General features: G+C 42.8%; 12 protein-coding genes. 11 read left to right on the plus strand and 1 reads right to left on the minus strand.

The features are described from left to right. The first annotated feature begins 26 nt into the window (after window positions 1-26). On the plus strand, window positions 27-2111 hold the full coding sequence (gene ppk1, locus H8S07_RS02225) for a polyphosphate kinase 1 (protein ID WP_186855345.1): 2085 nt from the start codon (window positions 27-29) through the stop codon (window positions 2109-2111). 157 nt (window positions 2112-2268) lie between these two features. On the opposite strand, the gene abc-f is transcribed toward ppk1, so the two are convergent. Next, complete coding sequence (gene abc-f / locus H8S07_RS02230; protein ID WP_186855346.1) at window positions 2269-4194, minus strand: ribosomal protection-like ABC-F family protein; 1926 nt, start codon at window positions 4192-4194, stop codon at window positions 2269-2271. A 134-nt stretch (window positions 4195-4328) separates the two neighbouring features. Between abc-f and H8S07_RS02235 the strand changes: the two genes are divergently transcribed. The 10 genes from H8S07_RS02235 to H8S07_RS02280 all read left to right on the plus strand — a co-directional run bounded on the left by H8S07_RS02235 (window position 4329) and on the right by H8S07_RS02280 (window position 15229). After that, window positions 4329-4985, plus strand: coding sequence for a redox-sensing transcriptional repressor Rex (locus tag H8S07_RS02235; protein WP_118519335.1), 657 nt, complete (start codon window positions 4329-4331; stop codon window positions 4983-4985). Between the two features lie 173 nt (window positions 4986-5158). After that, a complete protein-coding gene (locus tag H8S07_RS02240) occupies window positions 5159-6658 on the plus strand; it encodes an NAD(P)H-hydrate dehydratase (RefSeq protein WP_186855347.1) in 1500 nt (499 codons plus the stop codon). 12 nt (window positions 6659-6670) lie between these two features. Beyond that, window positions 6671-7837, plus strand: coding sequence for an alanine racemase (gene alr, locus H8S07_RS02245; protein ID WP_117537213.1), 1167 nt, complete (start codon window positions 6671-6673; stop codon window positions 7835-7837). Window positions 7838-7913: 76 nt separating this feature from the next. Continuing rightward, window positions 7914-8261, plus strand: coding sequence for a type II toxin-antitoxin system PemK/MazF family toxin (locus tag H8S07_RS02250; RefSeq protein WP_021861095.1), 348 nt, complete (start codon window positions 7914-7916; stop codon window positions 8259-8261). A 24-nt stretch (window positions 8262-8285) separates the two neighbouring features. Next, window positions 8286-9077, plus strand: a complete 792-nt coding sequence (locus H8S07_RS02255) for a hemolysin family protein (RefSeq protein ID WP_021861094.1) — start codon at window positions 8286-8288, stop codon at window positions 9075-9077. Window positions 9078-9134: 57 nt separating this feature from the next. After that, window positions 9135-9866, plus strand: a complete 732-nt coding sequence (locus H8S07_RS02260) for a YebC/PmpR family DNA-binding transcriptional regulator (RefSeq protein ID WP_117537212.1) — start codon at window positions 9135-9137, stop codon at window positions 9864-9866. A gap of 27 nt (window positions 9867-9893) precedes the next feature. Beyond that, a complete protein-coding gene (locus H8S07_RS02265; RefSeq protein ID WP_207722374.1) occupies window positions 9894-10652 on the plus strand; it encodes a CFI-box-CTERM domain-containing protein in 759 nt (252 codons plus the stop codon). 40 nt (window positions 10653-10692) lie between these two features. Further along, window positions 10693-11973, plus strand: coding sequence for an O-acetylhomoserine aminocarboxypropyltransferase/cysteine synthase family protein (locus H8S07_RS02270; protein ID WP_117537210.1), 1281 nt, complete (start codon window positions 10693-10695; stop codon window positions 11971-11973). A 71-nt stretch (window positions 11974-12044) separates the two neighbouring features. Then, entirely contained in the window at window positions 12045-12731 is a 687-nt protein-coding gene (locus H8S07_RS02275) for a ClpP family protease (protein WP_186855348.1), read from the plus strand. Window positions 12732-12799: 68 nt separating this feature from the next. Further along, on the plus strand, window positions 12800-15229 hold the full coding sequence (locus H8S07_RS02280) for an FtsK/SpoIIIE family DNA translocase (RefSeq protein ID WP_186855349.1): 2430 nt from the start codon (window positions 12800-12802) through the stop codon (window positions 15227-15229). The last annotated feature ends 75 nt before the right edge of the window (window positions 15230-15304 follow it).

The raw sequence follows: 15304 nt of genomic DNA on the forward strand, positions 1-15304 counted from the left end.
GGCAAAAAAGTAAAAGGAGTACTGTTATGAAGAATATATATTGTAATCGGGAATTATCGTGGTTAAAGTTTAATGAACGTGTATTAGAAGAGGCAGAGAGTAAAGACGTTCCATTATGTGAACGTCTTACCTTTGCCTCTATTTTTCAGACAAATCTGGATGAATTTTTTATGGTCAGAGTCGGATCGCTGCAGGATCAGATGTTACTGCACAAAGAAATCCGTGACAACAAAACAAAGAAGACAGCCAAAGAACAGATCGAGGCAATTCTGGAAGAAGTAAAGCGGCTTGGCAAAAGACACGGGAAAGCTTTCGAAAATCTTTTGCAGGAACTGGAAGCGTATGGCGTACGTTTTGTAGATTTCCGGCATATCGACGAGGGAGCCAGTCAGAGACTGGAACGATATTTTAAGACAGAGATTGCACCTCTCATTTCGCCTACGATCATCAGCAAGAGACAGCCGTTTCCATTTCTTAGGAACAAAGATATCTATATTGTTGCAGTACTGGAAACGAAGAGTAAAAAAGAGCGTCTCGGTATCATTCCGTGCTCAAACAATGTGTTTAAACGTCTGATCGAACTGCCGGATCATCCGGGCACTTTTATGCTGTCAGAAGAATTTATCCTGCATTATGTGCCGGAAGTATTTAAAGGATACCGTATCAAGGCAAAATCTGTGATTCGTATTACAAGAAATGCGGATATCGATGCGGATGCATTGTATGATGAAGATCTGGATTATCGTGATTTTATGGCAGATCTTATCAAAAAGCGTAAAAAACTGACTCCGGTTCGCATAGAATTTTCAAGAGAAATGAATAAAAATGTTGTTGCAACATTGTGTAAATATCTGGAAATGGACAAGACGCATGTGTTTTTGTCGGATGCACCGCTGGATCTCTCATTTGTATTTGAAATCCAGGATCGTCTGAGAAAAAATCCGGAACTGTTTTATGAGAAAAAGGTGCCGCAGAAATCACCGATGTTTCAGGATGGTGAGAGTATTCTTGCGCAGATACGCAGGGAAGATAAGTTACTTTCCTATCCATATGAGTCTATCCGCCCATTTCTTCATATGTTAAATGAGGCGGCAGAAGATCCGGATGTTATTTCAATAAAAATGACTCTGTACCGCCTTGCAAAGCAGAGCAAAGTCGTGGAAGCACTGGTAGAGGCGGCAGAGAATGGAAAAGAGGTTATTGTTCTTGTAGAGCTGCGTGCAAGATTTGATGAAGAAAATAATATTGAATGGTCCAGAAGACTGGAAGATGCCGGATGTCAGGTAATCTATGGGCTGGATGGATATAAAGTGCATTCCAAGCTGTGTTTGATTACAAGAAAAAATGATAATCATGTGGAATATTTTACACAGATCGGAACGGGAAATTATAATGAGAAAACATCCAGACTGTATACAGATTTATCCCTGATGACATCAGATCCTGCAATTGGTCTGGAAGCATCCAATGTATTCCAGGCACTTCTGAAAGGTGAAGTTGTTGAACAGTCAGAGAAACTTCTTGTCGCACCAAAATGCCTGCAGAACCGTGTGCTGGAAATGATTGATGAGGAAATTGAACACGCCAGACATGAAGAACCGGCATATGTCGGTGTGAAATTAAATTCGCTGACAGATAAGAAAATCATTGATAAACTGGCGGAAGCGTCAAAAGCAGGTGTAAAAATTGATCTTGTAATACGTGGAATCTGTTGTCTGCTGCCGGGAGTTCCGGAAAAGACAGAAAATATCCGCGTGATCAGTATTGTAGGACGTTTTCTGGAACATTCCCGTATTTATATTTTCGGAACAGAAGAGCGCAGTAAAGTTTATATCGCATCGGCGGATTTTATGACAAGAAATACGGTACGCCGCGTGGAGGTAGCTGCGCCGGTGGAGGATGTAAGATTGAAGGAATGTCTGCTTAAAGATTTCCGGATTATGTTAAATGACAATGTCCAGGCGCGGAAAATGAACCCGGATGGAAATTATACAAGAATAAGGAATGACAAAGAGCCACTTTCTGCCCAGGAATATTTTTATGAGGAGGCTTATAAAAAAGCCGGAAAAAAAGAGCAGCCACAGGTGAAAACGGAAACGGCAGAATCATAATGAGATGGACAATCGAATAAAGATGAAGTGATGATTCGGTATGATTATATAATTGGAATTGCACCGTTAAGTAAAAAAGGCTTTAACTTCTCGCAGTCAAAGCCTTTTTGTATTATTTATCTTATGCGATAAGAACAGTAGTTTTGACTAAGATAATTTAGTCTTCAGCAAGAATTTCCCAGTTTTTATAAAGAGTTTCCAACTCTTCCGCAATCTGTACTTTCTCTTTGGCGAGTTCCTGGCATTTGACAGAGTTTGTGAAAATCTCTTCTTGCACCATAAGATCATCAATTTCCCGGTCGCGGTCTTCGAGTACGCTGATGCGTTCTTCCGTCTTTTTTAATTCATTCTGGCGTTTGCGTTCCTTAGCCTGCAGTTCTTTTTGTTCCTGCCAGCTTAATTTGGAAGCGGAGACTTCACCGGAATCGGTGGAAGAATCAGAAGTCATATCGATATTTTCTGTATATGCAGCTGTGAGTTCTTCCTTTTTCTCCAGATAATAATCGTAATTTCCAATGTAATTGACAAACGTATGATGCGTAAGATCCAGGATTCTTGTGGCAGTCTGATTGATGAAATAACGGTCATGCGAAACATAGAGCAGTGTTCCGGTATAATTATTCAGCGCTTTTTCCAGAATTTCTTTTGAGGTAATGTCTAAATGGTTGGTCGGCTCATCGAGGATCAGGAAGTTTGCTTCAGAGAGCATAAGCTTTGCAAGAGAAACACGTCCTCTTTCACCACCGCTTAAATCGGAAATCCGTTTAAAGACATCGTCTCCGGTAAATAAGAATGCTGCAAGCATGTTCCGGATCTGCGTATTTGTAAGAGTCGGGTAATCATCCGAAATCTCTTCAAAGATTGTCTTTTCCATATGGAGCACATGGTGTTCCTGATCGTAGTAGCCAATCTGGACATTCGTACCAAGGGTGAAAGTTCCGTTGTCTGCAGGGAGAACCTGATTTAAAATCTTAAGCAGAGTCGTCTTGCCGGTTCCATTATCGCCGATGATCGCAACGTGTTCGCCACGCTTGATCTCAAAACTGATATCTGAAAATAACGTCTGTGGTGGAAAGGCTTTACTTAAATGTTCTACCGTCAGTACATCATTACCGCTGATGGTTGCAGGTTCAAGCTTTAACTGAAAGTCTTTGTTTGTTTCTATCGGTTTTTCTACCGGCTTGATCTTCTCAAGCATTTTCTCACGGCTTTCCGCCCGTTTGATTGATTTCTCGCGGTTGAAAGAGCGGAGCTTTTCAATAACAGCTTCCTGATGCTTGATCTCTTGCTGTTGGTTGAGATATTCTTTGATACGCGCTTCGCGGATCTGCTGTTTTTTCTGAGAGTAATCAGTATAATTACCAGAATAAGTCATCAGTTCACCGTTTTCTATTTCGATGACTTTCGTAACAATCCGGTTCAGAAAATAACGGTCGTGTGAGACGATCAGTACTGCACCCGGATAATTTAATATGTAAGTTTCCAGCCACGTGATTGAATTCAGATCCAGGTGGTTGGTCGGCTCGTCCAGAAGCAGGATATCCGGTTTAGTAAGCAGAAGTTTGCCGAGAGAAACACGGGTTTTCTGTCCTCCGGAGAGCGTATTCACCGGCTTGGTAAATTCTTCTTCCTGAAAACCTAGTCCCTTTAAGACGCCAGTCAGTTCGCTTTCATAAGCATATCCATTTTCGCGTTCAAATGCTGCGGTCAGCCGGTTGTAGGAGTCCATGTGGTCTTCCAGAGAGTCTCCACTTAAGTCCTTCATCTCCAGTTCCAACTGACGGATCTTCTGTTCCATGGCAATGATATCTGCTTTTGCCGTGCGCACTTCTTCGTAGATCGAACGATCTGTATTCATGTCCTGATGCTGGGCGAGATATCCCATAGTCTTTCCTTTGGTCAGGATGACGGAACCACCATCTGACGGCAGTTCTCCGGCAATTATCTTGAAAATAGTAGATTTGCCGGCTCCGTTCGGGCCTACAAGGGCAGCTTTCTCATGATCTTCTATATGAAAAGAACCATCTTTCACAATGATTTCTTCACCAAATGCTTTGTTAATTCCATGACAGGCGAGTATCATAAAAAATTCCTCCTTATCTGTTCACATACGTTCTTATTATAGCGAAAACGTAATAAAAAAACTACTAAAAAATTGACTTTATTCATACAATTTTATATAATAACAGTTAGAATACATATGGGAAGGTGAAAAAATTGGATAATCGAGGAATATCACAGGCAGTCATCCGACGTTTGCCGCGATATTATAGATATTTAGGAGAACTCCTTGAAAATGGGGTAGAACGTATTTCTTCTAACGATCTGAGCAAAAGGATGAAGGTTACTGCGTCTCAGATTCGTCAGGATCTTAACAATTTCGGAGGATTCGGACAGCAGGGATACGGCTATAATGTCAAATATCTATATACAGAGATCGGCAAAATCCTGGGACTGGAAGAAGATCATAAGATCATAATCATTGGTGCAGGTAATTTGGGACAGGCACTTGCAAATTATGCAGCGTTTGAAAAACGTGGATTTATCCTGACCGGAATTTTTGATGTAAATCCGCGTCTGGAGGGAGTTGCGATTCGTGGAGTGCCGATCCGCATGATGGACGAGTTGAAGTCCTTTGTCCAGAAGAATGATGTAGAGATTGCTGTACTTACAATTCCAAAAGAGAAGGCAATCGAAGTTGCGAATATGCTTGTGGAGAACGGCGTGCGCGCGATTTGGAACTTTGCACATACAGACCTCAATCTGCCGGATAACATCATTGTTGAGAATGTGCATTTGTCAGAGAGTCTGATGCAGTTATCTTATAACATCAGTCGTTATAATGAAGACCAGCGCAAAAAAGGAAAGAACTAGTAAAAGCAGACGTATAGAAACAGGCATGTGTATACAGGCTTGTTTTTATACGTCCTTTTTATATGATACCAGAGCAGAAAAGCCTGCATTCATGTGAGCTTGTCAGTAAGCGGATGTAAGGTTTTGTGACTCCGCAGGTGTCATAAGTACGATTATATTAGGGAGATGAGCATATGAGGTTTTTACCGGATGGAGACAGTATGAAGGCGGCAGATAAGGATACGATAGAGAATCTCGGTATCCCATCACTGGAACTGATGGAACGTGCGGCGAGGAGTTGTATTGATTCCATGAAAAAGGAAAAGCTGGATTTTACAGATGTTCTGATTGTCTGTGGATCGGGAAATAATGGCGGAGATGGTTTTGCTATCGCGAGACTTTTAAAAGAAGAAGGATGTGCGGTTACTGTTTTTATGGCGGGGAATCCGGCACATTTAAGTGCGGAATGCCGATATCAGTGGAAGCTTTTTGAAAGCATTGGAGGATCGATCCGCGACCACTACCCGGATGGCACATACAGCCTGATCATTGATGCTATATTCGGTGTTGGTCTGAGTCGTGAAGTAACCGGGCATTACCGGGAAGTTATTGAGTGGATGAATGAAGCGTCCGGAACAAAAGTTGCAGTGGATATTCCATCGGGAATCAATGCCGGAAATGGTTGTGTGCTTGGTATTGCATTCCGCGCAGATTATACAGTGACGTTTCAGGTTGAGAAGATCGGACTTATCTTTTATCCTGGAAAAGAATATGCAGGTAAAGTCACAGTGACAGATATCGGAATATCACTCCGGACGATGGAGAAGAACAAGAACATTGCATATCTGCCGGACAGAGAGGAATATATCAGAATGCTGCCGGACAGACCGGAAGATTCCAATAAGGGTACTTATGGAAGGCTGCTTGTGATCGCCGGAAGTAAAGGGATGAGCGGAGCTGCATTTCTTAATGCAATGGCAGCTTATCGGATGGGAGCCGGACTGGTGCAGATTTATACGGAGGAATCGAATCGGATCATTTTACAGGCACTCCTGCCGGAAGCAATCATCACAACCTATACAGAATTTGACAAGGAAGAAGTGAAACGGCTTTTAAGCCACGCAGATGCGGTATGCATTGGTTCCGGACTTAGCAGATCCAAGACTGCAAAGAAGATTTTAAAAACCGTATTGTCCAATGTGGAAGTAGCATGTGTGATCGATGCAGATGGACTGAATCTGCTTGCGGAGCATTTGAAATATACAGAATATCTTACAGAAGGAAGTTTTATCCTGACTCCGCATATGAAAGAGATGTCCAGACTGACCGGACTTTCTGTTCCTGAAATCAGAGCTAACAGACAGCAGGTGCTGGAATCTCTGACGGAAGAATGGAACGTTACCTGTGTCCTGAAAGATTCAAGAACGTTGATCGGAGAAGCCGGAAAACGGACCTGTGTCAATACAAGTGGCTGTCAGGCGCTGGCAAAAGGCGGTTCCGGAGATGTGCTTTGCGGTGTGATCGCCGGACTTCTGGCACAAGGAATCAGTACATTCGAGGCGGCAACTCTCGGAACTTATATACATGGATTAAGTGGTGAAACAGCTGCGAGAAAGAAAAACAGTTACAGTATTCTGGCAAGGGATCTGCTTGAGAGCCTTGCAACAACGGACATTACAAATAGTAATTTATAAGGAGGAAGAACAATGAAAAATTATACAAGAGTGTGTGCAAGAATCAATCTGGATGCAATTGAATCAAACGTAGAGAATATGAAGAATAATTTACAGGAAAATGTTCCGATGATCGTTGTTATTAAGACAGATGCGTATGGACACGGTGCTGCTCAGGTAGCACATCTTCTGGAGCCAAAATCTTATGTATGGGGATTTGCAGTTGCTACATTAGATGAAGCAGTATTACTTCGTAAAGCAGATGTGACAAAACCGATCTTGATTCTTGGATGCGTCTTCCAGGATCAGAGAGAAGATCTTATCAATAACGAGATTCGAATGACAGTATATACAGAAGAGATGGCAAAAGAACTGTCTGATCTTGCCGTGAAACTTGGCAAAAAAGCTTATGTACATATCAAACTGGATACCGGTATGGGAAGAATCGGATTCAAAATCAATGACGAAAGCGCTGATACGATTGAAAGAATCAGCAAACTTCCGGGACTTGTACTGGAAGGAATGTTTACACATTTCTCCAAAGCTGATGAGACAGATAAGACATATACAAACAGTCAGTTTGAGAAATATATGCGGATGAAACATGCACTGGATGAAAAGAAAGTATATTTTACTTATTATCACTGCTGCAACAGTGCAGGAATCATTGACTGCAAAGAAGATAATCTGAGCCTTGTTCGTGCAGGTATTTCCACTTATGGTATGTATCCGTCTGAGGAAGTTCATAAGGAAAATGTTGCGTTGATGCCGGCATTGGAACTGATCAGTCACGTTGCATATGTAAAATGGGAAGATCCGGATGAGTTGATAAGTTATGGCGGAACTTATAGGACAACAAAAAGGACAAAGATTGTTACGGTTCCGGTCGGCTACGGAGACGGTTATCCGAGAAGTCTGTCCAACAAAGGTTATGTCCTGATCCACGGAAAGAAAGCACCGATCATCGGACGTGTCTGCATGGATCAGTTTATGGTGGATGCGACAGAGATTGATGACGTGAAATTTGGTGATAAGATTACACTTGTCGGACATGACGGAGACGAATTCCTGCCGGTAGAGACATTAAGTGAGCTGTCAGGAAGATTTAACTATGAATTTGTATGTGACCTCGGAAAGCGGATTCCGAGAGAATATATCCGTGACGGAAAAGTTGTAGAGCAGGCTGATTGTTTCGCATAATATAAAACAAAAGCATACATCCGAAAAATATGGGAATACTGAAAGTATCTTAATTTGAGCGGAGTGTGAAGAAGACGTGCAGGTAAGACGCGGTGATATATATTATGCGGATCTAAGTCCGGTTGTTGGATCAGAACAGGGAGGAATCCGGCCGGTTTTAATTATTCAGAATGACACAGGTAACAGGCACAGTCCGACTGTGATCTGTGCAGCGATCACGTCCAGGATGAATAAGGCAAAACTTCCTACGCATGTGGAGATTGATGCAAGGCAGTACCAGCTAGTGAAAAATTCAGTAATCCTTCTGGAACAGATTCGCACGATCGATAAGCAGCGGTTAAAAGATCTGGTATGCCACTTGGATAAAAATATTATGACAAAAGTTGATGAAGCACTGAAAATCAGTCTCAGTCTTCATACATAGAAAAGGAGTACAAGATAATTTACTATGGAAAAGAAAAGTTTATTTCAACGGATCAGGCAGAGTCTCAAACTCGATGACGAGATGGACGAAGCACAGATACGAAAGGCGGCAGGTCTGATCCGTAATATCTTCCGTTATATGGACAAAGATGCAAAGGATATTATGACACACCGGAAAAATATCGTTGCGATTGATGCGACAGAAACACTGGAAAATGCATTTCAGTTCATGCTGGGAGAGAGCTATTCCCGCTTCCCGATTTACGAGGAGGATATAGACCAGATCATCGGTTTTATCCATCTGCGGGAGGCGGCAACCTGTTATTTGGATGAATCGCTCAGAAAACGTCCGGTAAAAGAATTGGATACATATATAAGGTCGGTTTCCTTCATACCAGAGACGAAAAGTATTGATAAATTATTTAAAGAAATGCAGACAAAGAAAAATCACATTGTTATCGTTCTGGATGAATATGGACAGACTTCCGGTCTTGTTGCGATGGAAGATATTCTGGAAGAGATTGTTGGAAATATTCTGGACGAATACGACGAAGAAGAAGAGATGATCCATGCGCAGTTGGACGGAAGCTACCTTGTGGATGGGCTGACGGAACTGGAAGATCTGGAAGATATTCTGCAGATTTCTTTTGAGGAAGAGGAATGTGACACGTTAAATGGATTCCTGATCCGGCAACTTGAACGTATTCCCGGAGAGGATGAAAACTGCTCAGTTCTCTACAATTCCTACCGATTTACAATCTTATCCGTAGATAATAATACAATACAGAGAGTTAAGATTGAAAAAGTACTTGAATAGTGCTAGAATAAAACGATGTGAAATAATTAAGAATAGATACAAGGAGAGATAAGATTTATGTCTGGACATTCAAAATTTGCCAATATCAAACATAAGAAAGAGAAAAATGATGCAGCAAAGGGAAAGATTTTTACAAAAATCGGTAAAGAGCTTGCCGTTGCAGTAAAAGAAGGAGGAAGTTCAGATCCTGCTAATAACAGCAGACTTCGTGATGTTATTGCTAAAGCAAAAGCTAATAATATGCCGAATGATACAATCGACAGAAATATCAAGAAAGCATCCGGAGATGCCAATGCAGCGAATTATGAGCATATTACATATGAAGGATATGGACCAAACGGAACAGCTATTATTGTAGAGACACTGACAGATAACAGAAACCGTACAGCTACGAATGTTAAGAATGCATTTACTAAAGGAAACGGTAATGTCGGAACTCCTGGATGTGTATCCTTCATGTTTGACCGCAAAGGTCAGATTATCATTGATAAAGAGGAATACGAAGGGGACGCAGATGAGCTGATGATGCAGGCACTGGATGCGGGTGCAGATGATTTTATAGAAGAGGAAGACAGCTATGAAGTTGTTACAGATCCGGATACATTCAGTGAAGTACGTCAGTCTCTTGAAGATGCAGGAATCGCTATGGCTTCCGCAGAAGTAACTATGATCCCGCAGACATATGTAGAACTGACAGATGCAAAAGATATTGCAAGCATTCAGAAGACACTGGATATGCTGGATGATGACGATGATGTACAGGATGTATATCACAACTGGGATGAATAGGATATCTGGAAACTTCGGAGGAGAAGCATGGACAATATAGAAAAGACACTGCAAGAGCTGTTTGACGAGATGTTGACACATGTCAAAGGCTTTCGCAGAAAAACATACAACGGAGTTTTTGAAAAAGGATATTTGAAATACCGCCCTGTACTTGTAAGTCTTGAGCAGCTTTTAGCTGAGACAGAAGATGAGGAGAAAGATGCGCTAATAGAAAAACTTTCGCAGGTGATTCCAGCTTATGCGTATGATAAGATGCAGAAAGAAGCGAAAAAAAACAGAGAGCGTCTGGGTGTAGATTATAATATGAATATGGCAGTATATGTTATTCCGTTTCTGAATTACTCCAGAAATGAAGACTGCGAGAAATTGTCCCGTCGCATTGTAGAAGTATGGAATGAGAAGAAGGTTACATCCTTAACACTTTCTCATTCTTCTTATGATGATATTGCGGAAGGATTTCGCAGCAAACTATGTTATATCACTACAGCAGTGTGTGAACATATGCAGAAAGAAGACGACTGCTATGAAATGCAAGTGATGCGCAGATTCCGAGATGAATATCTGATGCAGACGGATGAAGGACGTAGTATTATAAAGGACTACTATGAGGTCGCGCCGGGAATTGTGATGATTTTAAATATGCAGAAAGATGCAGCTGCCATCTATAAGCAACTGTATTGTAAATATTTGCTACCATGCGTGCAACTGATCGAGCAAGGGAAGAAAGCACAGTGCCAGGCATTATATATGCAGATGGTACAGAATCTTAAAATGCAGTATATCTAAATATCAGAATATTATAAGGTATAGTCGGGAGGAAAAGGAAATGAGTGATTACAAACTGGAAACCAAATGTATTCAGTCCGGTTATGAACCGGGAAATGGGGAACCGAGAGTGCTTCCGATTTATCAGAGCACAACATTTAAGTATAACAGCAGTGAGCAGATGGGCAGACTGTTTGATCTGGAGGAATCCGGATATTTTTATACACGTCTGCAGAATCCGACAAATGATGCTGTAGCAGCAAAGATCTGTGATCTGGAAGGCGGTGTTGCCGCAATGCTGACTTCATCCGGACAGGCTGCAAACTTTTACGCAATTATGAATATTGTAGAAGCAGGAGACCATATCGTATGCGCATCTGCGCTTTATGGAGGCACCTATAACCTGTATGCCCATACGATTAAGAAAATGGGTGTGGATGCAACATTTGTTGATCCGGAATGTTCCGAAGAAGAGTTAAATGCAGCATTCCAGGAGAATACAAAAGTTGTATTCGGTGAGACGATCGCCAATCCGGCGCTTGTTGTACTTGATCTGGAGAAATTTGCCAAAGCTGCACATTCACATGGAGTTCCATTTATCGTGGATAATACATTTGCAACTCCAGTCAACTGCCGCCCGTTTGAGTGGGGAGCAGATATCGTTACACATTCTACAACAAAGTACATGGATGGACATGCATCCTGCGTCGGTGGGGCAATCGTAGACAGTGGTAATTTTGACTGGGAAGCGCACAAAGACAAATTCCCGGGACTGACTGCGCCGGATGAGACGTATCATGGAATTGTCTATACAGAGAGATTTGGAAAAGGCGCCTATATTACAAAAGCAACGTCTCAGTTAATGCGTGACCTTGGTTCAATCCAGGCACCGCAGAATGCATTTCTTCTGAACATCGGACTGGAGACTTTACATCTGCGTGTACCGAGACATTGTGAGAATGCTTTAAAAGCAGCTGAATATCTGAAAAACCACGAAAAGGTTGCATGGGTTTGCTGCCCGTCCATGCCAGGTGACAAATACTACGATCTGGCATCCAAGTATATGCCGAACGGAACCTGTGGTGTAATCACATTCGGCTTAAAAGGCGGAAGAGATGCTGCTGTACGCATGATGGACAGCCTGAAGATGATTGCGATCGTGACACATGTAGCGGATGCGAGAAGTTGTGTGCTGCATCCGGCAAGCCACACACATAGACAGATGAATGATGAGGAACTGAAAGAAGCTGGCGTACAGCCGGATCTGATCCGTTTCAGCGTCGGAATCGAGAATGCAGAAGATATTATTGCGGATCTTGCACAGGCTCTTGAGCAGGCTTAATTTTCTGATTTACGAATAAAAATAACAGGACACCTTCATACTAACAATAAAGAAGTATGGAGGTGTTTTTTATGGATCAGAAGCAGTCAGAAGAGAGAGAACAGATCAAAGAAATGGGGAGTCTTGATCTGGGAACAAATAAAGAGAAAGACAGGATTAAATTACTGACGATTATTGGCGAGATCGAAGGTCATGAGGCAGTATCAGGCAATACAAAGGCAACGAAATATGAGCATCTTCTCCCGGTGCTTGCGGAAATAGAAGACAGCGAAGAGATTGATGGACTGCTTGTGCTTCTGCACACACTGGGCGGTGACGTGGAAGCGGGGCTTTCTATTGCAGAGATGATCGCATCGCTCAGCAAGCCTACCGTATCGCTTGTTCTTGGAGGCAGCCATTCTATCGGCGGACCGCTTGCAGTATCAGCCAGATATTCTTTTATTGTTCCAAGCGGCACGATGGTTGTTCATCCGGTGCGTACGAACGGCATGTTTATCGGCGTGGAACAGAGCCTTCGCAATATGCTGAAAACACAGGATCGGATCACCCGATTTCTTTCAGATCATTCGAAAATGAGTCAGGAGAGAATTGAAAAATTAATGCTCAATCCTACAGAACTTGTAAAAGATGTCGGTACTTTGCTGGAAGGTGAAGATGCTGTGAGGGAAGGTCTGATCGATGCGGTTGGGGGTCTTAAGGATGCACTTGGCAAACTGCATGAAATGATCGCGCAGGAGAAGCAAAAAAGAGCAAAATAACGTAATGACATCCCTTCTTAATAATGCTATACTAATAATAGTATTGCCAAGAATAAGGGGGAATATAAATGGCTGCAAAGTCAAGGAAAAAGAGGAGTACAAGGCAGACCAAAAAGAAAAAACAGGAACAGAGTTTCCTGCGGGATGAAGTGACAATCTGGCTGACACTGGCAGTCAGCATTCTGATCATGCTCAGTAATTTCGGCCTGGGCGGCTCGGCGGGAGCAAAGGCTTCCCACGGATTATATTATGCATTTGGAGCAGTTGCCTATGTAGTTCCGTTTCTATTATTTGGAATTGTTGCATTTCTTATCTCAAACAAAGGGAATGTAAATGCATATTTAAAGACAGCGGCAGGACTTATATTTGTTGTCCTGACCTGCGCACTTCTGGAACTGGTGGACAAGATCGGAGGTATCATCGGCGAAAAGATTACGAATGTACTGGCACCGGTTATCGGAGTCGCAGGTACATATGTTGTTGTTCTTATTTTCATGATCATTTGTTTTGTCATTATGACTGGAAAGTCTTTGCTTAAGGGAGTAAAAGAAAGTGGAGACCGAGCATACGGCAAAGCAAAAGAAGATTCTGCCAGAAGAAGGAAGATTGCAAAAGAGCGCCGGGAAGAACGCAGTAAAGAGCGGGAGCGACTGCGTGAACAGAAAGCAAAAGAAGTGCTAGAACAGAAGAAATTCCAGGCAGAGAAACCACCAAAGAGTGTCGGAAAAAGTAAGCGCAGTGAGAAGCATGTGGAAGGTGTTTCGTTTGATACAACACTTGGCGGCGGACAAACACCGGCACACGAAGATATGCATGAAGTTTCAGCAGAACCACAGTTCGTGATCCACCGCGGGGATGATGCGTCTATGCCGGCTGATAAAAACGAGATGCCGTCAGTGGCAGACGCAGATGTTCAGGAAGAGAAACCGCGCAGGCGCAAAACACGTGAAGCGGCTGCAGAACTGGCGAAGGAGACTGCACAGGTTGCGGCTACGGTTGCTTCCGGAGAGAGAAAATCAAAGAAAGCATATCAGTTCCCACCAATCTCACTTTTGAAACGGGGAAAGAATAAAGGTGGAGAATCTGATGCAAGCCTTAGAGAGACCGCAATGAAGTTACAACAGACACTGCAGAATTTCGGAGTCCAGGTTACAGTGACGAATGTAAGCTGCGGTCCTGCAGTAACACGGTACGAGTTACAGCCGGAGATGGGGGTTAAAGTTAGTAAGATCGTTGGGCTTGCCGATGATATCAAACTGAATCTTGCAGCGGCAGACATTCGTATCGAGGCGCCGATTCCTGGAAAAGCAGCAGTCGGAATTGAAGTTCCGAATAAGGAAAATTCCGCAGTTATGCTCCGTGATCTCTTAGAGACCGCAGAGTTCCAGAACAGTCCGTCAAATATTTCATTTGCAGCTGGAAAAGATATCGGTGGCAAAGTTGTTGTGACGGATATTGCAAAGATGCCACATCTTCTGATCGCAGGTGCAACCGGTTCCGGTAAATCTGTCTGCATCAACACAATCATTATGAGTATTTTATATAAAGCAAGACCAGATGAAGTGAAGCTTATCATGATTGATCCGAAAGTTGTAGAGTTAAGTGTATATAACGGGATTCCGCATCTGATGATTCCGGTTGTGACCGATCCGAAGAAAGCAGCAGGTGCTCTTAACTGGGCGGTTGCGGAGATGACGCGAAGATATCAGGCATTCGCAGAATACAATGTACGTGATATGAAAGGCTACAATGCGAAAGTAGAAGCAATGCCGGAACCAGCTGAGGGTGAACCGGCAAAACCGGTTCTGATGCCACAGATTGTCATTATCGTAGATGAGCTTGCAGATCTGATGATGGTAGCGCCGGGAGATGTAGAAGAAGCAATCTGCCGTCTGGCGCAGCTTGCCCGTGCAGCCGGAATCCATCTGGTTGTTGCAACACAGCGTCCATCCGTAAATGTTATTACCGGACTGATCAAGGCAAATATGCCGTCAAGAATTGCATTTTCCGTATCGTCCGGTGTTGATTCCAGAACAATCATCGATATGAACGGAGCAGAGAAACTGCTTGGAAAAGGTGATATGCTTTTCTACCCGTCCGGTTATCAGAAACCAGCCAGAGTACAGGGTGCGTTTGTAACGGATAAAGAAGTGCAGGATGTTGTGGAGTATCTGAAATCACATAATGATGATTCCGGATATGATGAAAACGTTGTAAACCATGTGAATACTTCGGAGATCGGAAGTGGAAGCATCGGAAGTGCAGATACCGGGGAGACGGATGTGCATTTTATAGAGGCCGGAAGACTGATCATTGAAAAGGACAAGGCGTCTATTGGTATGTTGCAGCGTACGTTTAAGATTGGATTTAATCGTGCAGCGCGCATTATGGATCAGCTTTGTGAAGCTGGAGTTGTAGGCGGCGAAGAAGGCACGAAACCACGAAAGATTTTGATGTCTGCGGAGGAATTTGAGCAGTATATCACAAAAAAATCATAAGTTTCCAGTTGCAAGCAGAAAAACTTTGAAGTATAATAGTGGAGTTTCGAGAAAATATACAGGGAGGAGGACATG

It is taken from the genome of Dorea hominis (assembly GCF_014287705.1).
Lineage (GTDB): Bacteria > Bacillota > Clostridia > Lachnospirales > Lachnospiraceae > Dorea_D > Dorea_D hominis.